24 protein-coding genes are annotated in these 23,433 nt (G+C 36.9%); 18 read left to right on the plus strand and 6 right to left on the minus strand.

The features are described from left to right. Window positions 1-86 precede the first annotated feature (86 nt). Window positions 87-1,148 (minus strand): peptidylprolyl isomerase, encoded by a 1,062-nt coding sequence (locus VIO64_RS13270; RefSeq protein ID WP_331918978.1) that lies wholly within the window; start codon window positions 1,146-1,148, stop codon window positions 87-89. 149 nt (window positions 1,149-1,297) lie between these two features. Between VIO64_RS13270 and VIO64_RS13275 the strand changes: the two genes are divergently transcribed. After that, window positions 1,298-3,463, plus strand: a complete 2,166-nt coding sequence (locus VIO64_RS13275; RefSeq protein WP_331918980.1) for a DNA topoisomerase III — start codon at window positions 1,298-1,300, stop codon at window positions 3,461-3,463. 42 nt (window positions 3,464-3,505) lie between these two features. Further along, entirely contained in the window at window positions 3,506-4,468 is a 963-nt protein-coding gene (locus VIO64_RS13280) for an AraC family transcriptional regulator (protein ID WP_331918982.1), read from the plus strand. Between the two features lie 117 nt (window positions 4,469-4,585). On the opposite strand, the gene VIO64_RS13285 is transcribed toward VIO64_RS13280, so the two are convergent. Then, window positions 4,586-5,275, minus strand: coding sequence for a DUF1287 domain-containing protein (locus VIO64_RS13285; RefSeq protein WP_331918984.1), 690 nt, complete (start codon window positions 5,273-5,275; stop codon window positions 4,586-4,588). A gap of 161 nt (window positions 5,276-5,436) precedes the next feature. On the opposite strand from VIO64_RS13285, the gene VIO64_RS13290 reads away from it, so the two are divergent. From VIO64_RS13290 to VIO64_RS13330, 9 genes are all read left to right on the plus strand, one after another. Further along, the gene (locus tag VIO64_RS13290) at window positions 5,437-7,308 is read left to right on the plus strand and encodes a hypothetical protein (RefSeq protein WP_331918986.1); all 1,872 of its coding nucleotides are present in this window, start codon (window positions 5,437-5,439) and stop codon (window positions 7,306-7,308) included. Window positions 7,309-7,326: 18 nt separating this feature from the next. Next, window positions 7,327-8,100, plus strand: a complete 774-nt coding sequence (gene rfbF, locus VIO64_RS13295; protein WP_331918988.1) for a glucose-1-phosphate cytidylyltransferase — start codon at window positions 7,327-7,329, stop codon at window positions 8,098-8,100. Between the two features lie 24 nt (window positions 8,101-8,124). Next, the gene (locus VIO64_RS13300) at window positions 8,125-9,093 is read left to right on the plus strand and encodes an NAD-dependent epimerase/dehydratase family protein (RefSeq protein ID WP_331918990.1); all 969 of its coding nucleotides are present in this window, start codon (window positions 8,125-8,127) and stop codon (window positions 9,091-9,093) included. Between the two features lie 5 nt (window positions 9,094-9,098). Then, on the plus strand, window positions 9,099-10,181 hold the full coding sequence (locus VIO64_RS13305; protein WP_331918992.1) for an NAD-dependent epimerase/dehydratase family protein: 1,083 nt from the start codon (window positions 9,099-9,101) through the stop codon (window positions 10,179-10,181). After that, on the plus strand, window positions 10,178-11,560 hold the full coding sequence (locus VIO64_RS13310; protein ID WP_331918994.1) for a UDP-glucose/GDP-mannose dehydrogenase family protein: 1,383 nt from the start codon (window positions 10,178-10,180) through the stop codon (window positions 11,558-11,560). Before VIO64_RS13305 ends, VIO64_RS13310 begins: the two co-directional genes overlap by 4 nt. Next, window positions 11,553-11,951: a cupin domain-containing protein gene (locus VIO64_RS13315; RefSeq protein ID WP_331918996.1), complete on the plus strand. Its 399-nt coding sequence runs from the start codon at window positions 11,553-11,555 to the stop codon at window positions 11,949-11,951. The genes VIO64_RS13310 and VIO64_RS13315 overlap by 8 nt, the downstream gene beginning before the upstream one ends. A 40-nt stretch (window positions 11,952-11,991) precedes the next feature. Continuing rightward, window positions 11,992-13,332: a YheC/YheD family protein gene (locus VIO64_RS13320; RefSeq protein WP_331918998.1), complete on the plus strand. Its 1,341-nt coding sequence runs from the start codon at window positions 11,992-11,994 to the stop codon at window positions 13,330-13,332. A gap of 197 nt (window positions 13,333-13,529) precedes the next feature. Further along, window positions 13,530-14,207, plus strand: coding sequence for a hypothetical protein (locus VIO64_RS13325; RefSeq protein WP_331919000.1), 678 nt, complete (start codon window positions 13,530-13,532; stop codon window positions 14,205-14,207). Beyond that, window positions 14,185-14,484 (plus strand): transcriptional regulator, encoded by a 300-nt coding sequence (locus tag VIO64_RS13330; protein ID WP_331919002.1) that lies wholly within the window; start codon window positions 14,185-14,187, stop codon window positions 14,482-14,484. The genes VIO64_RS13325 and VIO64_RS13330 overlap by 23 nt, the downstream gene beginning before the upstream one ends. On the opposite strand, the gene VIO64_RS13335 is transcribed toward VIO64_RS13330, so the two are convergent. Both VIO64_RS13335 and VIO64_RS13340 read right to left on the minus strand, forming a co-directional pair. Beyond that, window positions 14,476-15,201, minus strand: a complete 726-nt coding sequence (locus tag VIO64_RS13335) for an N-acetylmuramoyl-L-alanine amidase (protein ID WP_331919004.1) — start codon at window positions 15,199-15,201, stop codon at window positions 14,476-14,478. The genes VIO64_RS13330 and VIO64_RS13335 overlap by 9 nt on opposite strands. Window positions 15,202-15,349: 148 nt before the next feature. Further along, on the minus strand, window positions 15,350-17,032 hold the full coding sequence (locus tag VIO64_RS13340) for a cellulose binding domain-containing protein (protein WP_331919006.1): 1,683 nt from the start codon (window positions 17,030-17,032) through the stop codon (window positions 15,350-15,352). 585 nt (window positions 17,033-17,617) lie between these two features. Here VIO64_RS13340 and VIO64_RS13345 point away from each other — a divergent pair. The 6 genes from VIO64_RS13345 (at window position 17,618) to VIO64_RS13370 (ending at window position 20,828) form a co-directional block, all read left to right on the plus strand. Next, window positions 17,618-18,022: a GntR family transcriptional regulator gene (locus VIO64_RS13345; RefSeq protein ID WP_331919008.1), complete on the plus strand. Its 405-nt coding sequence runs from the start codon at window positions 17,618-17,620 to the stop codon at window positions 18,020-18,022. Next, window positions 17,988-18,683 carry an ABC transporter ATP-binding protein gene (locus tag VIO64_RS13350; RefSeq protein ID WP_331919010.1) on the plus strand — a complete coding sequence of 232 codons (696 nt, stop codon included), beginning with the start codon at window positions 17,988-17,990 and terminating at the stop codon, window positions 18,681-18,683. The genes VIO64_RS13345 and VIO64_RS13350 overlap by 35 nt, the downstream gene beginning before the upstream one ends. Before the next feature lie 88 nt (window positions 18,684-18,771). Then, a complete protein-coding gene (locus tag VIO64_RS13355; RefSeq protein ID WP_331919012.1) occupies window positions 18,772-18,939 on the plus strand; it encodes a hypothetical protein in 168 nt (55 codons plus the stop codon). Window positions 18,940-18,981: 42 nt separating this feature from the next. Then, window positions 18,982-20,100 carry a hypothetical protein gene (locus VIO64_RS13360; protein WP_331919014.1) on the plus strand — a complete coding sequence of 373 codons (1,119 nt, stop codon included), beginning with the start codon at window positions 18,982-18,984 and terminating at the stop codon, window positions 20,098-20,100. Between the two features lie 70 nt (window positions 20,101-20,170). Then, complete coding sequence (locus tag VIO64_RS13365; RefSeq protein WP_331919016.1) at window positions 20,171-20,380, plus strand: response regulator transcription factor; 210 nt, start codon at window positions 20,171-20,173, stop codon at window positions 20,378-20,380. An 82-nt stretch (window positions 20,381-20,462) separates the two neighbouring features. Further along, the gene (locus tag VIO64_RS13370; protein WP_331919018.1) at window positions 20,463-20,828 is read left to right on the plus strand and encodes a phage holin; all 366 of its coding nucleotides are present in this window, start codon (window positions 20,463-20,465) and stop codon (window positions 20,826-20,828) included. A gap of 563 nt (window positions 20,829-21,391) precedes the next feature. Here the strand turns inward: VIO64_RS13370 and VIO64_RS13375 are convergent. After that, window positions 21,392-21,970: a CAP domain-containing protein gene (locus VIO64_RS13375; protein WP_331919026.1), complete on the minus strand. Its 579-nt coding sequence runs from the start codon at window positions 21,968-21,970 to the stop codon at window positions 21,392-21,394. Between the two features lie 163 nt (window positions 21,971-22,133). After that, entirely contained in the window at window positions 22,134-22,502 is a 369-nt protein-coding gene (locus tag VIO64_RS13380) for a DUF2809 domain-containing protein (RefSeq protein ID WP_331919020.1), read from the minus strand. A 116-nt stretch (window positions 22,503-22,618) separates the two neighbouring features. On the opposite strand from VIO64_RS13380, the gene VIO64_RS13385 reads away from it, so the two are divergent. Further along, window positions 22,619-23,299, plus strand: coding sequence for a hypothetical protein (locus VIO64_RS13385; RefSeq protein WP_331919022.1), 681 nt, complete (start codon window positions 22,619-22,621; stop codon window positions 23,297-23,299). Window positions 23,300-23,433: the final 134 nt, after the last annotated feature.

The following is a 23,433-nucleotide window of genomic DNA, read 5'->3' on the forward strand; positions in this document are numbered from 1 at the left end:
GAGGCTTAATTCTATAATAAAAGTGATAATTGTAAGGTTATTAACACTTTTATTTAGAATCAAGCCTCCATAAGACTGCTGTATTTTTATAAAACACTGATGGAGTCAATCAATTTCTTATTTGGTTTCACGGTATAATTTGGATCTTTAAGCCATTCTTCAATCTTTGCGTTGTATTTTTGATTTTCTAGCTCTTCTTTTATTTCCAACTTGACATCATCAAAGGTTGTCCTTTTAATATACTTGATTATATGATAACCGTATTTGGTTTTTACAAGACCGAAATCGCCGTCCTTTGCACTAAATAACCACTGGTCGAACTCCTTAACAGTTCTTCCTCTGGCTGCCTGGATTTGTCCGCCCTTATCCTTACTGCCTGGATCTTCAGAATACTGTTTTACAAGGCTTTCAAAGTCAGTGCCGATTTTGGCCTTTTGAAGTATATCTTCTGCCAGCTTTTTCTTTTCATCCAGCTTGGCTTGTGGGAGCTCCTTTTCTTCCGAGTCGACGGTTGAAATAAGAACATGCTTTGCTATAACCCTGTCATAAGTCTTCTTGTTGTTGTTGTAATAATCACTTATTTCTTTGTCGGGTATGTTCAAGTCCTGTTTGAACTTTTTTACAAATATTTCATATGCAAGAACATAATCTTTATATATAGCTTCATATTGACTGAATTTGATACCATACGTTTCCTGGGTAAACTTATCTGCCTTTTTCTGGTCGCCCTTTCCATGGTCTTTGACTATGCTGTCCATATGTGCTTTGATTTTATCCAAACTTTGCTGGTCAAGCTTAAGATTTTGAGATTTGGCATGTGTCAGAAGTATTTTAAGCTCTTTTAGAGCATTAAGGCTTTTCTCCTTTGCTGTGGCCATGGGATCTTCACCGGCTACTTTGGTTTCCCAAAACTTTTTTATTACCGATTCTTCCTTTCCATAGACCCCTGACAGCTGTTCCATATCTCGTTTAGCATTTTTTAAATAAAAAACAAATTCGTCTTTGGTGATTTTTTGGCTGCCTATGGTAGCTGCTACTTGACTGGAATCAGGAGCGTCTGGGTTTTCTGCTTCCCTGGAGGAACAACCAACGGCTCCTACAATTATAGAAAACGATAGAATTAATAAAATAACCCTTTTAAAAGACATTTTTCACTTTCCTTTCTTTGGTGCATGTTCTGGACAGATGAATATACGTTACAATAATACTATAAAAATTCTTAATAATATGATAACATGGAAAAAACATAATTTCTATAATTTTGTGTGCTTTAAGGCCGAGAGGAGTATAAAAAATAATGGGACGAATTTTAGTGCTAACGGAAAAACCTTCTGTTGGTAGGGATATTGCAAAGGTATTAAATTGTAATCAAAATGCCAACGGGTATATTTCCGGTTCAAAATATATTGTAACATGGGCATTGGGTCACCTTGTGACTCTTGCAGATCCAGAGGTTTACAGTGACAGGTACAAGTCCTGGAAGCTGGAGGATTTGCCAATGCTTCCCGACAGGATGGAGCTTGTAGTTATAAAGGAAACAGCAAAACAGTTTAAAGTGGTAAAAGAGCTTTTGAAGAGGGATGACATAGACGAACTGGTTATTGCTACCGATGCCGGACGTGAGGGAGAACTGGTGGCAAGGTGGATTATTAAGAAGTCAGGCTTTAAAAAACCTATTAAAAGACTCTGGATATCTTCACAGACAGATAAGTCCATAAGGGATGGATTTAATAATCTTAAACCGTCAAAGGAATATGACAATCTGTACAGATCGGCACAGTGCAGAGCTGAAGCTGATTGGCTGGTTGGTCTTAACATTACAAGGGCACTTACATGCAAGTATAACGCTCAGCTTTCGGCAGGAAGGGTGCAGACCCCGACATTGGCCATGATTGTTGAAAGGGAGAACGAGATAAACAGGTTTGTTCCGAAGGATTATTGGACTATTGAGGCTAAAGTCAATGGGTTTTATTTAAGGTGGCAGGACAAGGCTTCAGGGCAGTCAAGGATATTTGACAAGTCTAAAGCCGATACAATAGTGGCCAAGCTGAACAATAAAATGGCCACTGTCGCGGATATAAGAAAGGAAACTAAGAAGGAGCCGCCGCCTCTTGCGTATGATCTGACCGAGCTCCAGAGAGATGCCAACAAAAGGTTTGGCTATTCGGCAAAGCAAACATTATCCATTATGCAGAGATTATATGAAATGCATAAGATTGTAACATACCCTAGAACTGATTCAAGGTATATAACCGATGATATTGTTCCAACATTGCCCGACAGGCTGAAAAGCATCGCAGTAGGTCCGTATGCAGAGCATGTACGCCAAATAATGAGGAACAAAATAGTTGTAACAAAAAGGTTTGCGGACAACAGCAAGGTTACAGACCACCATGCAATAATCCCAACGGAGCAGTATGTAAACCTTGGTGCATTGAGTCAGGAAGAGAGAAGCATTTTTGATCTGATAGCAAAGAGATTTATCGCGGTACTAAGCCCTCCCTTTGAGTATGAGCAAACCACCATAAAGGCAGATGTCCAGGGAGAGAGTCTATACGCGAAGGGTAAGATTGTAAAATCCAAGGGCTGGAAATCCATATATGACGGGAGTGCATATGATGACAGCGAGGAGGATGAGGATAAAGATCAATCTCTTCCCGATGTTAAAAAGAATGAAAGCCTTAAGATACTGTCTGTAAGGACAGTTAACGGCAAGACCAAGCCGCCTGCCCGCTATACTGAGGCAACACTTCTTTCGGCAATGGAAAACCCGGGCAAGTTTATAGATAATAAGGCCTTAAAGGAAGCTATAGAAAACACATCAGGTCTTGGTACTCCCGCTACAAGGGCAGACATTATTGAAAAGCTGTTCAGCTCTTTTTATGTAGAGAAAAGAGGCAAGGAGATTTTTCCTACTTCCAAGGGAGTACAGCTTATAGGATTGGTACCTCAGGACTTAAAATCACCCGAGCTTACTGCCAAATGGGAACTTCAGCTTTCCCATATCAGCAAGGGAAAATCCAACCCTGATTTGTTTATTAAAGATATGAAAGGTTATGCCACAAAGCTGGTAAGGGATTGTGTTACCAGTTCTGCTGCTTACACTCATGACAACATGACAAGGGAAAGATGTCCTGAATGCGGCAAGTACCTATTGGATGTAAAAGGGAAAAAAGGGAAGATGCTTGTGTGTTCAGATCGTGAATGTGGCTTTAGGAAATCAGTGTCCCTGGTTTCCAATGCAAGATGCCCCGAGTGTCATAAGAAAATGGAGATAAGGGGAGAGGATGAAAAGAAATCTTTCTATTGTGCTTGCGGATACAGAGAGAGGGTTTCGGATTTTACCGAAAGAAAGAAAAGTGAAGTAAATAAGAAAGAGGTAAGCAAGATTTTAAATATGCAGAATAAGTCTGAAAGCATTAATTCTGCTTTAGCAGATGCATTAGCCAAGTTTAAGAAGTGAGGCCTTATACATGATGAGCAGCCTTTATGTGGGGTAAGGGATATGGATTATAGAAAAGAATTGCTTCGTGAGGAATACAGGTCAAGAATTAACAAGGTTCAGGATTATATAGAAGCCAATATTTGCGAGGAATTGTCTGTAGTAAAACTTGCTGAGGTTGCAAATTTTTCTCCGTATCATTTTCACAGAATATTCAGTGCAATGACGGGGGAATCTCTTTATCAGCATATTCAGAGGATTCGTCTGGAAAAATCAGCTAGTACTCTTGTTGCAAACCCTAAAAAGTCTATTACAGAAGTAGCATATGAATGCGGTTTTACAAATCAAGCTTCCTTTGCAAGGGCGTTTAAGAAATATTTTAACGTAAGTGCAGGAGAATGGAGAAAGAATCCCAGGTTATATAAAAGCAAGAATTGCAAAATGGATAGCAATTTGGGAAAAGAAAATGCTAAAGATTTTCCTTACAATAAAGATGCAGTGAAAAATTTTTATTGGAGGGAAAAATATATGTCAAACATTAGATTCAGTGTAGAAGTAAAGGAAATGCCTGAGTTAAGCGTTGTGTATATCAGGAATACGGGGTCTTACAAGGGAGACCAAACCTTGTTCGACAGACTTTTTGGTAAGTTATATACTTGGGCTGATGCCAGAGGCCTTATCAATTTCCCGGAAACTAAGATGATTACGGTATATCATGACAACCCGGAGATTACAGAGGAAAACAACTTAAGAATCAGTGCTTGCATGACAGCTCCTGAAGACACTCAGGTAGATGGTGAAATCGGCAAGATGAAAATCTCAGGGGGTAAATATGCAATAGGGCATTTTGAAATAAAAGGTGACCAATATCAGGATGCGTGGAATACCATATGCGGTGAGTGGTTTCCTGAAAGTGGGTACCAGCCTGATGAAGGTCCGTGCTTTGAGCTCTATTTAAATGACCACAATCAGCATCCTGAGAAGATGCATATAGTGGATATTTATGTCCCGGTCAAGCCGCTGTGATTGAAGGGCAGATATTAATCCTCATACCATAAATTAAAACTGCTCCTATTTAATTGATAATGAGCTGATAAAACTATGCAGTTCACTATTAATCAATATAGGAGTAGTTTCTTCATGTCAATTCTTGGGAAACCTGAAATGCCCTATAATATATTTCTTCTTGCTCCACTTCAAAAGCAGATTTTCTTCCATTGCATATGTACTTGCGTTGTGCAGTATATAAGGTACACCGTCTTTTCTTCTCTTGTCGGATATTACTGCAACGTGATCGGTTTCAGGTGTATTTAGAATAACTATGTCTCCCCTTTGCCAGTTTGATAAATTTTCTTTGTCGTAAGGGATAACATCAAGTGTAAGGCTTTTTGCATATTTTCTAAAAAATACAAGCTGGTTTTTTACCCGACGGAAGTCAATGTTAGGGTCAGGCTTGGTAATTCTGTTGGCATAATCCTTTAGGTTCTTCCTTATGTCAATATCCATAAGGGCTTTTAAGTCATAGCCCGCATTTTTAAGGGATCTCCAAATCACATCGGTGCATACACCCTCACTTGGAGGAGGGTATCCTCCATCAAAATACCCATCTTTATACTTGGTATTGTTGGTTATTTCCTTTCTTGCTCCTTCAACAATATCGTCAAGGTCATTGACTCCATCAGAATCCTTGTCCATATCAAATTTAAGATTTTCAACAGATATAGGGTTTCTTATATAATAAAGCGGGTTATGGTAGTTATAGTAGCTGAAGATTGAAACACCGATAGCTGCCAGTGATATACACAGCACCCCTGAAATAATAAGCTTCCTCATACAGTAAAATACTCCTGACTATAAACGTTCTGATTTTCTTTATGTTCATTATACAATAAATACTTTTGCATTTGTCAAGTTATTATGTAGCTCATTTTCCAGCAGCTGAATATATTGATAGTAAAAAATAGATCAGATTAATGAAAGGGGTATCGGCAAGAGTGAGACATTATTACTGTTCTACATTCAGCAGGGATTATGTTTACAAAGGGCTGCTGCTGTACTACTCAATGGAACGTTGGGATAAGGATTTTCATTACTTTATCATATGCTTACACGATGACGTTAAGTACCTGCTGGAAAAAATGGATTTAAAACATGCGACACTAATAACCCTAAGAGAAATAGAGGAGTATGATAAGGAACTTCTTCAGATTAAAAGCACCAGAAGTGACAAGGAGTATGCATGGACCTCCAAGGCATCTGCTTGCCTATATATACTACAGAACTATGAAGAAACCGACCATATCACATGGTTGGATGGAGATACATTATTTTGTTCCGACCCAGATCCCATTTTCAATGAGTGGGGAGATTACTCAATAATGTTGACTGAGGAAAGATGGAGAAAGCCTCATAGAAGGATGGGTTTTACAAACGGCTTTTACAATACAGGATTCATGGGGTTCAAAAAGGATAAATACGGACTGGAGTGCCTTAAGTGGTTTAGGGCAAGGCTTATTGAATGGTGCTACGATAAATGGGAAAATGGGCTCTGGAGTGACCAGGTTTATGTAAATGACTGGCTGGAAAGGTTCCAGAATGTGGGAGTCATTAAAAATATGGGAGTAAACATAACTCCTTATATTATAAGGGGTTGTAAGGTTGACCTATATGACGGTGAAATTTATGTTAACCATGAAAAACTTATTTTATATCACTATTACGGGTTTAAATACTTTGATGGAAATGAGTTTGATTTGTGCGGCTATAAGATGAACTTTCATGACAATATTATTAAATGGTTGTACATTCCATATATTCAGGCCTCAAACCATATCATGAAGTTTATTGGAAATGTCCATAAAGGTTTCTATGAATTAAAACCCAGAGGTGATTATTTTATAAGAAACTATTTCAACTTGAAGGCAAATGAAGGAGAGGAAACAGGCATTCACCATATTTGTACAATATTCAGCAAAGACTACTTGGTAAAAGGCTTAGCCTTATATATATCACTTAAAAAAAATATGCCTAACTTCCATCTTTGGGTCTTGTGTACCGATGATTTGTCGTATAACTTTATGAAAAAAATAAATCTTGAAAACACAACAATTTTTCAGCTTAGAAACCTAGAAGGCAGAAAACTTTATAAAGCTAAAGAAACCAGAAAAGTAAATGAATATTGCTGGACGCTCAAAGCTCCTTTTATCCAGTTTATCTTAAAAAACAATTACAACATTAACTCGATCCTATATTGTGATGCAGACTTGTTTTTCTTTAATGATGTAAGCAAGGTTTACGAGGAATGGGGAAAGGCATCTATATTTATAAGCAAGCTTTGGATGAACCCCAAGTCGGAAAAAATGTTCGGCAGCTTCTCGGCAGGTCTTATAGGCTTTATGAGAGATAAAACTGCATTTAAATGTCTGTGCTGGTGGAAAATTCAGTGCATCAAGTGGTGCTACAACAAAATTGAGAAAGACCGCTGGTCGGATCAAAAATACCTGGATTACTGGCCTCAGATGTTTGGAAATGTAAAGGTTACTGAAAATATGGGGATTAATTTAGGCCCTTGGAATGTAAGAAGGGTTGAAATATCCAAAAACAAAAAAACTGTATTTTGCAACAACAATGAGCTAATTGTTTACCATTTCAGCGGGTTTGATATTTACAATGAATGTGAGTATGAGCTGTGCAACAGGAGAAAACTGCCTGAAAATGCTGTCAGGTATATTTACGGAAGATATGTAAAGCAAATAAGGAAGGTTATTGGCTTTGTCAAGACTTTGGATAATGGGGTTTATAAGAGTATTTGGAAGGATAGCAGTACAAATAATTTTATTAACTATTTTAAAAGAAATAGGGAATGAGACTCGGGGGGATTTCAATTGAAGGCTGTAATTCTATGTGGGGGAAAAGGCCTTAGAATGGGCTATGATTCCACTTTTACCTGCAAACCGCTTGTAAAAGTTGGGGGGATGCCAATACTATGGCATATTATGAAGTACTATAAGGAGTTTAATATTGATGAGTTTGTGCTTTGTCTCGGTTTCAATCAGGAGGCGATAAAGGACTATTTTGTCAATATGGACTGGAGAAATAATGATTTTCGTCTGAAGACCCATAAAAATGGAATGAAAATAAGTAGTTTAAATTCACCGGAAAGCTGGAACATAATATTCGCCGACACAGGGCCTGAAACAATGACCGGAGGCAGGATAAAAAGGATACAGAAGTATATTGATGAGGATGAGTTTATGCTGACATATGGTGACGGAGTATCTGATGTAGATATAGATGCACTTTATGAATTCCATAAACAAAAGGGTAGAATTGCAACCGTAACAGCAATCAGGCCAAGATCAGGTTATGGAGTTATGGAGGTAGAGGAAGGCGTAGTAACAAAATTTGAGGAGAAGCCAATAATGGACAGATGGATAAATGCCGGTTTCTTCGTTTTAAATAAGAGAGTATTTGATTATTTAAGTGATGATGAACAATGTGTATGGGAAGAGGAACCTTTAAGACAACTGGTTCTGGGCAGGGAGCTTGCCGTATATCAGCATGATGGTTTCTGGCAGCCCCTTGATACAGTAAAAGACGTGCAGCTTATAAACGAAATGTGGAAGAACAATAAAAGACCATGGGCCAATTGGGAATAGTTGTATAGGTTTAGGGAGGCATAAATGGCAGAAGAATTTTTTAAAGGAAAGAAAGTCCTCATTACAGGGGCCAGTGGCTTTATAGGATCACATATGGTCCAGAGGATGGCAAAAGAAAATGCAAACGTGTGTGCTTTGGCCAGAGAATCGTCAGATCTTTGGCGGATTGAAGATGTTATAGAGGAAATAGATGTTAGGAATATTGATTTAAGAGATCAGGAAGCACTTGTAACTTATGTGAATCAGATAAAGCCGGATTTCATATTCCACTTCGGAGCTTATGGTGTTGATGCCAGGCAGAAGGATTACCATGTGGCAGTAAACTCAAACATAACAGGAACTATGAACCTTATAAACGCTGTGGCAGAAACAGGATGTGAAAAGTTTATCAATACCGGCTCATGTGCGGAATATGGAAATAAAACTGCAATAATTCAAGAGCGTGATGAGCTGTGCCCGTTAAGCATTTATGGAAGCACTAAAGCTGCAAGCGTGATTATAGCTCACCAAATAGCACACGAGAAGGATATTGATATCATAACACTAAGATCCTTTGGGGTTTTTGGAGAGAACGAAGGCAGTCACAAGTTTTTTCCAAATCTCATTCTTTCAATCTTGAGAAACATTGATATCAACCTCACTCTTTGTGAGCAATACCGTGACTACTGTTATATTGAAAATATAATTGACGGATTTGTACTTGCTGCAAAAAATAAGACTGTTAAAAACGGTATATTTAACATTGGAAGCGGTGTTGTGCATAAGATGAAGGTTCTTGTAGATATTGTCTTCAAAAACTTGAATGCTCAGAGCAAACCCAATTATGGAGCTGTTCCATACAGGGAGAATGAAATGTGGAAGCAGCAGCCTGATATAAAAAAAATTCAGAATGTACTGGGTTGGGAACCTCAAATAGGCTTGGAGGAAGGAATCATTCGCACTATCGATTGGTACAAAAATAATCTGCACAAATATGAGAATACAGGGAGATGATCATTTTGAGCTTTAATAACGTTATATATGAAGATGTTGAATATATAAGTAATGAACTTAGGGATATGCTTAAGAAGGCTGAGGGAAGCACATGGCTTGTAAGCGGCGGCGGAGGCTTTATAGGAGGGTACTTCCTTGATGTAATAGATTATTGCAACAGGAATATTTTTAAAAAGCCTTGCCGTTTAATATGTCTCGAAAATTTCATATCAGGTATCCCTGAAAGAATCAAGCATTTGAGTGATAATAAAAACTTCAAATTTCTAAACAGGGATGTGGCCAAACCCTTTTCCATAAGAGGCAAGGTTGACTATATAGTACATGCTGCCAGCATTGCATCACCTACCTTTTATAGAAAATATCCCATTGAAACAATTGAAACAAATGTTACAGGATTAAAGAACCTATTGGATTTAGGGGTAAAGAAAAAAGTAAAAAGCTTTCTGTTCTTTTCCACCAGTGAAATATACGGAAATCCGGACCCAGCCTGGATTCCAACTCCGGAGCATTATAACGGTAATGTATCATGTACCGGTCCAAGGGCATGCTATGATGAATCCAAAAGGCTTGGTGAAACCCTATGCGTAAATTATTACAATCAGCATGATTTGCCGGTTAAGGTGGTCCGTCCTTTCAATGTATTCGGACCAGGTCTCAGAATTGATGATAAAAGGGTTATTCCGGACTTCTTCTACAACGCACTTAATGGCAAAAAAATTGAGATATTGAGCGATGGTGCACCAACACGAAGCTTCTGCTATATAAGTGATGCCATGTGTGGTTTTTTGAGGGCTATGCTTTCTGATTGTAACGGAGAAGCCTTCAATATAGGCAATGATCAGTTGGAGATATCTATGCTCGGTTTAGCAAAGGCAGTAGCACGAACTGTTGGCGGTATTGATGTTGAATATAGACAAAGCAGCGATATAAACTACCTTATTGACAATCCGCAAAGAAGGTGTCCTGACCTTACTAAGAGCAAAAAATTACTGGGTTATGAGCCTAAAATCGATTTGGATGAGGCTTTAAGAAGAACCATGGAATGGTATAAAAAAGCATACCATTTTGAAGGGGGGAGCCAGCAATGAAGATTTCCATTATTGGTACCGGGTATGTAGGACTTGTTACAGGTGTAAGCCTTGCCCATAAGGGGCACAAGGTAACCTGCGTTGATAAAAGGGAAGACATTGTTACAAGGATCAACAACAGCGAAGCCACAATCTATGAACCAGGACTGCAGGTCTTGTTGGAGCAGGTTATAGGTAAAGGTAATCTGAAAGCAACCACCGACCTAGAGTATGCTGTAATGAATTCCGATGTTTCCATTATTGCTGTGGGAACCCCTTTTGGAGATGGGAGAATAGATTTAAGCTATATAATCGGCTGTGCCACTGAAATTGGACAGATATTAAAAGGCAAGGATAAATACCATGTTGTCTGTGTAAAAAGCACTGTTGCTCCAACAACCACAGACACTATTGTAAAAAATATTCTGGAAACTACCTCGGGTAAAAAGGCAGGGCAATTCGGGCTTTCCATGAACCCTGAATTCCTGCGGGAAGGTAAAGCTGTTGAGGATTTTATGAATCCAGACAGGATTGTGATAGGAGCTTATGACAATAAGAGCTTCAATGTAGTAAACAGGATTTATAAAGGCCACTTTAAGGCTCCGATCATTCGCGTAAATCTGAGAACTGCTGAAATGATCAAGTACACATCTAATGCATTATTGGCCACACTTATTTCCTATTCCAACGAGATTGCTTCCATATGTGAGGAAACAGGCGGTGTCGATGTAAGGGAGGTTCTTGAGTCTGTTACTTTGGATAAAAGGTTTAATCCGAAAGTAGGAAACCGGCTTGTAAATCCTGAAATGATCAGTTATCTGCGGGCTGGGTGCGGTTTTGGAGGAAGCTGTTTCCCCAAGGATGTCAAAGCGTTGATATCATTCTCAGCAGGCAAAGGCTATGAACCCGAAATACTTCAATCCACAATGAATATAAATGAAACCCAGCCTATGAGGCTTGTTACAAGACTGGGAAAAAACATCAATGGGCTTGAGGGGAAGAAGATAGCGGTTTTAGGAATTGCTTTCAAGCCTGACACTGATGATGTAAGAGAATCTCCAGCTCTTATAATAATAAGGGAGCTTCTTAGGCAAAAAGCTAAAGTGTTTGCTGTGGACCCAATTGCTGTCCAAAATGCGAGCATGGTACTACCCAATGATAATGAAGAGCTGCATCTTATGACGGATTATAAGATGGCACTTCAAAATGCAGATGCAGCAATGCTGATAACAAGCTGGCCGGAGTTTACTTCTATACCTTCATATGAGTTTGTAAGCTTTATGAGTAAGCCTGTTTTAATTGACGGACGTAGGGTATATGACAAAAAGACAATGGAGAATGCTGGAATAACTTATATTGGCGTGGGTTTAGATAGTACGGAGGCTGCAAAAAATGGATAAGAGATTTGAAATCATAAGGTTTAAGCCATTTGAAGATAAACGCGGCAGCCTTAAGAAAATAGCAATGAAAAGCTGTATTGGCATGGATATTGAAGAGGTATATGTTTTGTACTCAAACAAAGGTGCCGTAAGGGGCAACCATTATCACAAGGAGACTGTGGAGTATTTTACCGTATTGAAAGGAACGGCCAGCTTTTCGTTGAAGGATTTGGAGACCGGATGCTCTGAAACTGTAAAGCTCTCTTCAGGCGATAATATCATAATAAAGGTGCCTGCTAATGTGGTGCATGCCTTTAAAAACGAGGAAGATGAGCCAATGGTAATGCTTGCAGTATCATCAAGAGAGTATAAGGTGGACGATACCGATACCTATCCAATGGTTATTATGTAGCCAAATATCAAAATCAATATATTTTCAGGGTGTGTAAAAAATGAGCAGCGTATTTACCATAAAATCAGATTCAAATAACCACTCCGTATTCACTGTTAATCCTAAGACAGCCGACGAAATAAATATAAGAAGCAAAAAGCAAGCCTATATTAGTTTTGGGAGTAAAAGGCACTATGTAAAAGTTAAAACATCAGAGAACGTCCCGGATAATGTGATTTTATTATCAGACAATGTATCCCAAGATCTGTATATTCCCGATTACCTGGCATACGAAGTTTCGGTTTATAAAAACGAGATTTCCATTGGCCCTTTTATAGGGCTACTGCTTAAAAAAGAGGATAAAGATTTTACCGATTCCTGTTTGCGAAAGCTGCTTATGTATACACGGAACTATTCTGATATAAACGGTGCAATTGTAGTATTTGGTCTTGATAAGGTAGACGGCGTAAGGCATCTAATTGAAGGCTTTTGCTATAATCCCGGTTTAGGCAAATGGCAGAGGGCAACCTTTCCATATCCCTCGGCAATTTATCGTAAGATTGGTCTTAATGAACAGTGGAAGAACCATTTTCTCACTGTTATGGGGGACTGTATATTCAATAACCACTACTTCAGCAAATGGGATATGTATAAATGGCTTGCCTCAAGCTGTATTGCCGGGCAGCATTTGCCATATACCATGAGGTATACATCCTGGGAAGATGTGATTAATATGCTTAAAAAGTATGATAAAGTATATATTAAGCCCGCTTCAGGGCTTAAGGGGCATGGAATTGTGCAGGCAAGCATGAATGGAGAAAACATGATTCTAAAGTTCAGGCACAAAGGAGAAAATCATGAGGTAGCCCTAAACAGCATTGATGAAATCCGTGATTATATGGGAAAGCGGTTTGCTGACAAAGAATACATTGTACAGCAGGGAATAGAGCTTTTAAAATATGATGAAAAAATAGTAGACTTCAGGTGTGTGCTTCAGAAAAACAAATGGAATATGTGGGAGTGCATGGCAGTTTTCGGAAGATGCGGAGAAAACGGCAGTGTTGTAAGCAATATTTCCAGCGGGGGAACTGTCTTTAGAGCGGAGGAGCTTTTAGAGAAGGCTTTGCCTTCTTCCGTTGATCACTCAAGCGAGGTTAGGGAAAGTATAGAGTATTTGGCGGAAAAAGTGTGCTACGAACTGGATGACTGCGGAATCAATTGCGGCTTCCTGGGCCTTGATATAGGAGTGGATGAGTACGGCTATTTGTGGCTGATTGAAATCAATAACAGGGACCCGTGCCTTCTCTATGCACTTGATATTAGTGATGAGGAATTGTATTTCAACTTAAAAGTTAATCCTCTCTATTATGCAAAGTATCTTGCGGGATTCAACGTAAAGTAAGAATGGCATAAAAAAGCTGCAAGCAAAGTGTAAAACATTTGCTTGCAGCTTTTTTTTATTGTCTGTTCACTCGTGCTATTTCCTATTACCACTTCGTGATTTTGTACTAATAATTATAAAGTGCTATTGACAAATATTGTTTATAAGCGTATACTTTATAATATAAAGTACTTTAATGATTAAAAGGAGTTGGTTGTATGGATGAAAGAAAATTAAGTGAGGCTGTCGAGAATATTTCTTTGATTAAGGGGGTAATTGATAAGACCAGTAGGTCCTTTAGTGCCTTCAGTAAAATATTTATATACTGGGGACTGCTCTTTATTCTTAACAGTATCGTAATGATTGCGATGAATCAAAACCGGGAAAGCACAATGGAAATAATGGGAAAATATCCTGTGCTGGGCTATTTTTTTCCTTTAGGAATAGTAGCTTTGGCTGCTGGATTGATATACAGGCAAATATCCAAAAAGATTCCTCTTGTGGGTCTTGAAAAGCATCTAATGAAATTATGGATGTTAGTACTTATAATGAATGTTATTCCCGTCAAGGTAAATATCAATACTCCTGCATTATCAGGCACAGGCATGCAAACTATCGCTTTGGAAATAAATAATTTTTCAATGACTCTTTTCAGCCTGGCAATTGCACTTATTGCAACTGCATTATTTACAGGATATAAGCAGCCCATGAAAATTGGAGTGGTTTATATAGCTTTAAGTGCTTTACATGCATATACTTGGGTACCTATATTTAACAGTACCTTAATTCAACTGCTGTATGCCATATCGCTGCCATTTACCTTCTTATATACAGGATTTTACTTAAGGGCTCAACAGGCAAGGAGGGAGCAACTTGGATATAAACTCAATTCCTGATATATTTCAGTCCAAGCTTCGTATAGCAATTGTTACAGCCCTTATAACCGGTCAGAAAACTTTCAGGGAGCTTAAGGAAATAACCGGTGCTACCGATGGAAACCTCAGTATTCATCTTTCAAAGCTTGAGGCGGGAGGTTACATAGTAATACTTAAAGATTTTTTTAACAACAAGCCCCGCACCAGATATAATCTGACTGAAAAGGGCAAGAATGAGTTTATTGATTATGTGAATAGGTTGGATGGTATCATAAAAAGTCAGGGTGCTTTAAACTAAGGGCGTGCTGTTATAAGCCTCGGAGTAATAATTTTCAACACCTTGTGCGATTGCTCGTGCTAGTTCATCTTTAAATTCATCTTTCTTTAGCAGGTATCTGTCATTATCATTGGAAATAAAAGCTGTTTCTACAATAACCCCAGGTATGTTGGTTTTATTTAATATAAAATAATCGGCTGTTATAGGCTCGTGTGGAGATCTCTTATTTCCGTCGAAAGTGATGGAATTCAATTCTTTTTGTGTGCTCTCAGCAAGTATTTTGGATTTGGGATACTTGCTACTGTAAAAAACAATAGCACTATTTGCACTAGGATTTCTTAAATAGCAATTTACATGGATACTTAAGAACAATTTGGCATTGCTCGAGTTAATTAGATTGACCCTTGCGTTTAAATCTCTTAGGTGGCGAGTCTCGCCTGTCTTTGACAGCCCATCTAATGAAGTATCCTTTTCACGGGTCATGATAACCTCAAACCCCTTCTCTTCCAGGTAAAATTTTAGCTTTTTAGATATATAAAGATTTACTTCTTTTTCCATTACGCCTGCAAGAGTAGTGCCGCCATCTATACCGCCATGGCCTGGATCAATTACGACTACTTTGGCACATGAATCGTTATTTGCACTTTTAATAAAGCTCAGTATAGTACAAAAGAGCGAAAATAAAAAAAGTATTGCTATAAAAGCAATTAACACTAGTGTTTTTCTTTTTAATACCATTATCTTCATATATCTTATAGTTTATACTCCTGATTTATACATTTATAAGTATTCAAAAGCATGATGATATATGAAGAAAAAAGTTTTCAAAACTAAAAGCCCAGTATTTTTGAAAGGTACTGGGCGTATTATAGGGGGTTATATTTGATTAATTTATTTTTGCCGGTTCTGACGCATAAGTCATTTTATTAACCGGGGTTATATTGCTTTCGTCTATTTCAAATACGGTCCAGACTGTTCCGCCCAGATTTAAAGGGACATTGTACACCGATACAAGGGCGTTTTCACGGTAAACCTTTACTTTTGCATTGGAGTTTGCCAAGCCCACACAAGGGTTTGAACTCCTGCCTGAGAAATCGTGAACGGAAAATCTGTAAATACCGCCAATTTGTTTAAGTATTGTTATGGATTCAGGTCCATACCCATCGGCATCATCAACTTCAATTTTTGCATACTGAGTATCTGCAAATTTAAAATATATGTTGGGATAGCTTATATGAAACCTCTTACAATCAGGTGTAGGTCCTGTAAGGTGTGCATCAAGATCTCTAGGATCTGTTCCCCATGTAAGTACAGCTGAGGTCTGGCCGCATTGCAGATTAGGTACTAAATAAGCATGCTGATTTAAATTGGTAATTCCATTAATGGATTCAACGGTAAAGTAATCTTTAATAAAGCCATCCTTAATAATCTCCCCTGTATAACAACCTGCAGCATCCACTGTAATCATGTAACCACCATCTTCGTTTGTAAGTGCTGAAGCTGTTATCTCTCCTTCTATTACATTAAATCCCCTTCTCAAATTAATAGTTGCCTTCCCTATGCCCTCGTTGTTATGTGCATTTTTTATATGTCCTTCTATAGTACCGCTGCCGGTATATTTATTTGGTACAAGCTTTATCAACGTGTTGTATGTGGATGTGCTGTTTTGTACATTTACAAAGCCTTCTACAGTAATATAGTTTTCTTTGGATATCACAATTTTATACTCTCCAGGTGCCAGGTTTATAAGGTAGGTTCCATCAGATTGAGTTGTGTCTGAACCTACCAGAGTATAACCTTCTTTATCATAAATACTTACATTAACCCCATGAATATCTGCATCACTGGCAGCTTCCTTTATTTTTCCCATCAAAAACCCATGTACAGCTACCTGGCATTTTGCCACAAAGCCATTTGCAGATGAAGTTGCGATAATGGTTGCTATACCTCCGCCTTTAGCTGTAATAAGTCCCTCCTGATTTACATCAGCAATATCAGGGTTACTGCTGCCCCAAACCACCGTTGGGTTTGCGTTCTCTATAGGACTAATATCGGCATTTAGCTTTAAATTGTCTCCTTTTTTAAGGACAAGATTTGACTTATCCAGTGATATTCCTTCTCCCCATACAAGGCGTTCCGAGATAAAGCCTGATACTTTATCCCATAATGAATAACTGGCAGCTATTTGGTTAAAGGAATAATGATTTAACTGATTGAAATTGCTCCAATCGGATTTGGCAAATCTTGATTGCACCTCGATGCTTTCGCCTGGTACGAGTTTTCCGGCATTTGCTTTAAAACCGATCTCAATATAATGGTCTGCTTTTGACATTGGACTTCTCATTTTAACAAAAGTAGCAGTAACATTTTCTGCTCCCCTGTTACACCAGTCGCACCAGAAGTTTTGGCAAACCTCAGGACCATCTATTGTATAGTAGTAACAGACCTTTACATCTGAAAGATTTATTACACTGTTTCCTGTGTTCTGTAATTTAAACCAAGGAAATACGGTGTTTATTTTAGCTTCAGTGTTTGAGTTATATGACAATATTTTAATTGAGTTTTCCATTATTAATCTCCCCATTTTAATGAATATGAATTACAAGGTTGCAAAATCGCAAGTGATTTTGTTATGTCTAGACATAATTTTGTTTGTTATATCTATTAGTGGTTAGGTGCGTACTTTAAGCCAAAACTGCTATATTATAAGTAACTTGACACTAGTGCTGCTACTGGATTTCAGTAAGTTCGTTTACAGTACTGTATTGATTTTGCTGAGCTCATTTTTATGTTAATGCAAAAATATTGAAAATAAAAGATGGTAAATATATATATAAAATTTCATTTAAACAATTTTAGGAATCTAGCTCAAAAGTGAAAGTAATTTTTTAATCATACCTTTAGTAAAAGTATTGACATTAAATCTGTAGGAGTGTATTATGTAAGTAACACAGTGCAACACTTTAAGTCCATTATATTTACTTTATTTGTTTTATCTAGAAAATTTGCTCTAGATGGCTAGGTAATAAAATATTTTTAAATCGTATTTACATAAAAAATTTACAAGTCAGTTATTTTTCAATAAACTGATAATATTAAAAGTGAGTGGTCTTTTAATATAGGTAATGAATTTTATAAAAAGATAGGAGATTGTATGGATTTAAAGTTTGAAAACAATACACCCATTTATGTTCAGATTATGAACTGGATAAAAGAGCAGATAGTTTCCGGCCAGTTTTTACCCGGAAGCAGGCTTCCTTCAGTCAGGGATATGTCCGAACAATTCAATGTCACATCCAATACAATACAGCGTGTATTAAGAGAACTTGAAATTGAAGGAATAATATATACACAGAGAGGAATTGGCGTGTTCATAACTGAGGATAAGGATAAGATAACAAGCCTAAGGTTAAATATGTCCAACCAATTGGTTGAAAAGTTTATTGGAAGCATGAAACTACTTGGTTTTAGTGAAGATGAGATTGTAAATGCAGTTATTAGAATATCTAAGGCAGGGGTATCAGATGCAGGCGATAGTGAAGATAAAGAATTTATGTAAGAAATACAATAAAAGATATATTTTAAAAGACATAAACCTTGAAGTGGAAAAAGGAATTATATCAGGCATCTTGGGCCAAAATGGCAGCGGAAAATCAACCCTGATGAAAATTTTATCAGGAATTGAAAAGCCCGATTCGGGAGAGGTACTTATAAATGGTATAAAACCGGGCACATCCACTAAATCTCAAGTTGCATTTTTAACAGAAAACAACCAGCTGTATGATTGGATGAGTGTCAATGATGCAATCAATTTTCACCAAGATTTCTTCCAGGACTTTGATGTAAAAAAGTGTGATGAGCTGATGGATTTCATGGACTTAACGGAGAATTACAGATTAAAAAAAATGTCCAAAGGTATGCTCCAAAGGTTGAGGTTAAGCCTTACATTAGCTAGGAATTCATCGGTCTATTTGTTGGATGAACCCTTTATGGGAATAGATACAATAACGAGAGATAAGATAATAAAGGCCATAAACAGTTACTACTGTGATGATTCATGTGTCATTATAACTACCCATTTAATAAGTGAAGTAGAACGTATCTTGGACAAAGTATCGTTCATATCGGAGGGAAGCATTGCTTTATCGGGGGATTGTGAAGATCTGAGATTTGAACAGAATCAATCTATAGAAGATATGTACAGGAAGTTGTATACTTGAAGTATAAAAATAATCTGTTCTCCTTATGCTTTGGAGATTGGTTGACATAGATTTTTATCTTATCTGATTTAAACCGGGGGGTGAAGGTGTGGGTTTATTTGATAACTTTTTGAACCAAATAAGGAATTTCTTTAGGCCTGGTATGGTCGTTTATGAAGCAAAAGAAAATAAAAAAACAAACAAAATTGATAAAAAGAAAACTGCAAAGGAAACAAAGACTGCTAATGCAGAGCAACCTCAGATAAAAAATGCATAATTATAAGTTTATAAGTTTTCAACATTTATATGGGAGATTTGTATGACAAAGCTATTGAAATACGAGTTCTTAAGAAGTTCTAAAGTAATATTGATATCATCTGCTATAATAATATTGTTTAATCTTGTTTTGCTTTTAGATATTTCATTATCATTATCTGAAGCACTGGCATATTTCCTTTCGTTAATAGGTATAGCTATATTTTCCATTATGATGTTTTATGAAATAGGAATTTTTAGAAAAGACTTTATAAATTGTTCGCCAAATATTATACAGCTTGTGCCCAGGTCGGCATTTCAGATAATTGGTACCAAAATATTTAAAGCATTCATCTGCATATCGCTTTATTATTCCATAATGGTCATATTCAGCCTCATAAATAGTAAGGCTTATATAAATAACTATCTTATCTTTTATAGTTCATATAATGCAGTTCCGATGATAGGCGTAGTTTTTTGGAATTTAATCTTTTTAATGTTGGATTTGTTATTGATAGGCATTCTATCCCTGATAATTGCACATAGGGTCTCAATTGACAGAAAGAAGGCACTAGTGCTAGCTTCCATGTTTGGTGTGCTTACGATAGTATTGATAGCCATTTTATTAACAAGTATAAGCATCCCATTTGCTTACTCGGATAACATTTATGAATGTGAAAGCCTGGCTGTTGTTTTTGCAATATTGTTTTCATTAATCTGCTTGATATTGGACAACAAGCGTATTCTATCAAAGTCAAGCATTAAATTCTTTGCGGCTCCTATCTTGTTGATCATAATAATATCTTCAGTTGCTCAGGCAGTTACATATTCCAACAGGGTAATTGAAAAAATTGATTATCCCTTTGAAAACGACCGACAGGCTATAGGTAAGTGGGAAAGCATAGGAAGAGTGGATGATATGGATAGCTTTAATCCTGCCAAGAATCGATACATAACAAGTTATCCCCAATTAGAAAAAATAAACATAATGACTGGCGGCAAAACAGACGCTTCATATATAAGCTGGACCCGGAACATGCTTGTAAACCACAGGCTGTCTACGGTTAATCCATATAATATAAGGACTTATAACGGTATAAAATACATGTTTGTGGAGTGGAAAAACGAAGAGTTTGTATATGAACATATTAAACCGTTTTATCTGGTCTTGCAGCAAAAATAATAAGACGTTAAATTGATAAGGTTGTAATCTGATTAATCTCACTATCACTAATTTTAGAGGGGGAGAAAAAATGTTAAAAACTGAACCTAAATTGACAAATATGCAGCAAAAAATTGCATGCCTCATAGCAAAGGGGTATACAAACTATCAAATAGCAAGTGTATTAGAAATTGCCGAAGGAACCGTAAATGCACATATACATAATATATTCAATAAATTTAGGTTCCATAATAGGGCTCAGATTGCAGTTCTTGCATATGAGAAACAAATTATCGATTAACAACAATTAGCTACGGATACCGGGCTGTATAGTTACATCGGCTTGGTATCTATAAGTATATAGCATTTAGGGAGGATAAACTGTGGACATTTTTCATGACATTTTTTTGAAGTTGCTTCAATATTTAATTGAAGTTGCAATAGCAATATTAGTACCAATAGTTATCAGATTTGTTCTGACCAAGACAAATAAGGAAAACTTACTCAAGTATGTTACCATTGCAGGAACTGTTGTAAAGGCAGTTGAGCAGATTTACGGGGGCGGTAATGGGGGTACTAAGAAATCTGCTGCTGTATCCAAGCTTTCACAAATGACTCGGGGAAAGCTTTCCACCGATGACATACATCACTTGATTGAGGCTGCAGTCTTTGAGATGAATAAGGATATAAAACATGCAATTATGACAATTCCCGATGTACAAGAATCTAAAAAGGTAAAAGCCAGCTGATGAAGTTCCAGCATAGCCTTGGCTAAATAGAAATATAATTAAAATCATACAAACTTAATACAAATAAAATATATGACATATATATGATATTTTTGGGTATAATGTTATTAGAAAGATGAAAAGTAACATATTTCAAGCTTTCCTTAGATATATTCAAAATTTTGATAAATATTAAAAGTGAAAAAACTTAGATTAGTGACACTTTTAATGTAGTGACTTATTATGAGAACCTCCTGTATGAGTGCAGTGTTAAGGATAAAATACAGCTAAATACATAAAAAGATATTCAGCAAATATTAAACTTGTATAAAAGGTAAGATTTACAGGATGTAACAATTGATTAACCCACTAATATGCAGCAGAACTCGTAGTTTTATTATAATAATGATGATCGGTTTAAGCTTAAATTCATATTTCTAAATAAACTAATATATAGGACTAAAATAATACAATATATTTGACTGGAGTTTTTCTAATAGGCACATTTGAAAAAAGATTCCTATTCTCGGTAACGTTAATAGGAATCTTTTATTATTTTCATGTCCAGGGAACTTCCTTCAGCACTAACCCAAAGGCTTCATGAACATTTGAGTCCAGTAGTTTACTCCACTGCTGGTTTTGGCAAGACCAATACCGATATGGGTATAAGAAGGGCTAAGAATATTGGCTCTATGTCCTGGTGAATTCATCCAGCCATTCATAACTTCTGCAGGTGTTCTCTGACCGTAAGCTATGTTTTCACCAGCTGATGAGAACCTGATTCCGAAAGATTCCATCATTTTAAATGGAGAACCGTATGTCGGAGAGGTATGGGAGAAGTAACCCTTATTTATCATATCCTGGGATTTATATCTCGCAACCCTGGAGAGCTGCCAATCTACTTTTAAAGCGGGCAGACCATTTTTTGACCTTTCAATATTCACAAGTCTGAAAACTTCATCTTCATAAGCTTTTGTACTGCTTTGGCTTGGAATTATCAGCTTTTGCCCAGGGTAGATCAAGTTTGCATTCTTGACTGTTGGATTCTGGGCTAAAATTTCATTAATACCGGCCTGGTGTTTTACTGCTATTTTCCAGATAGTATCACCAGGTTGCACAGTATAAGTGGTGTTCTGTGCATAAACATTTACAGTACACAGCATAATAAATATTGATATTAAAAAAAATATTTTTTTCAAAAATAATCACCTCGCCACATATTTTTTGACACAGAATAAGATATTATGTCAGGCAATTATTCTTTATACATGAAATTATATTAAAATTGATTATGAATCTCCTTTATTAGCACTTTTATTAGCACTTTTAATCTATTAGTTTGGTATCAATTATATAAACGAGAATTGCACCAATGGTATATGCCAGCAAATCAAAGGGATCAAAAACCGATCCTATCACCAATCGTGCCAGCACGTTATGATTAAGCCCCAATAACTTTATGAGCCGTAAGAATTGCATAAATTCTGTAAGGTAGGCCAGACAAAGAGTAAAGACGGCCAGATTTAAAGGCTTAAAATTGAAGAAAGCCTTTATAAGAAAATATATGAGTAAAATAACAATTATGTCTCCTGTAAATCCCCTTATAAACAGATTATCATTGAACATTTTTACTATAAGTACACAGCATAAAAAGCATATGGCGGATAAGGAAAAATAGATTAAACGTTTTTTCAAAGTGTTACTCCTGCTATAATAGATTTATCACTTAAATTTATTCAAAATTATTATATTGAATATGATGCATTAAAGCAAGTTGGTAATAAAAAACTAACAAAAGGACTTAGTGATTTATGAGGAATGTGGAAGCCGCTAACATAAATAAAAACCTTGCAATATATGCAATCACCCATTTTTTTGTTGATGCAACAACAATAGCAGCATTGTTTTACTGCCATAAGGAGACCAACTTTCCAATTCTGATAGTTACATACAATCTGCTGGCATTTGGCCTTCAGCCCCTTTTAGGTCTTGCCTGTGATGCTTTTAAAAAGCCTGCTGCAGCTGCAGCTTTAGGCTGCATAATAAGCGGGTTATCAGTTCTTCTTACAGATGCTCCCTTTATTGCAATATGCTTGGCAGGCATAGGTAATGCACTTTTTCATGTGGGGGGCGGTATGATAAGTCTCAGCTTAAGGCCTGGAAAGGCATCAGTGCCAGGATTGTTTGTTGCTCCAGGTGCTTTAGGTGTCCTTGTCGGAACACTATCTGGGAAAAATAGCCATGATATTAAGCTTATACTTTTAATTTTTTTAGCTGCAGCCATAATAATGATTCTCAGTTCAAAAGCCCCTGAAATAAACTATAAAATACCCTCTGGCATAAATTGCCGCTTCTTTGAAGTTATAATGCTTCTTTTACTTATATCCATTTCCATTCGCTCAATGATAGGTTTGGCATTGGACTTCCCCTGGAAATCAAACCTAAATCTCTTGTGTATGCTAACTTTAAGTGTTTTTCTGGGAAAAGTATAGTTTCGAAAAGTAACTGGTAATTGGCTTGAAAACAAAAATTCAGGTTTGATTCATAAAAAACAAGGTAAAAAACCTTATTGAACTTTGAAAAAAGTATATTGTTACGACAGAGCAAATAAAAAAGGGCATGGCAA

The sequence above is a fragment of the Pseudobacteroides sp. genome (assembly GCF_036567765.1).
Classification (GTDB): Bacteria; Bacillota; Clostridia; order Acetivibrionales; family DSM-2933; genus Pseudobacteroides.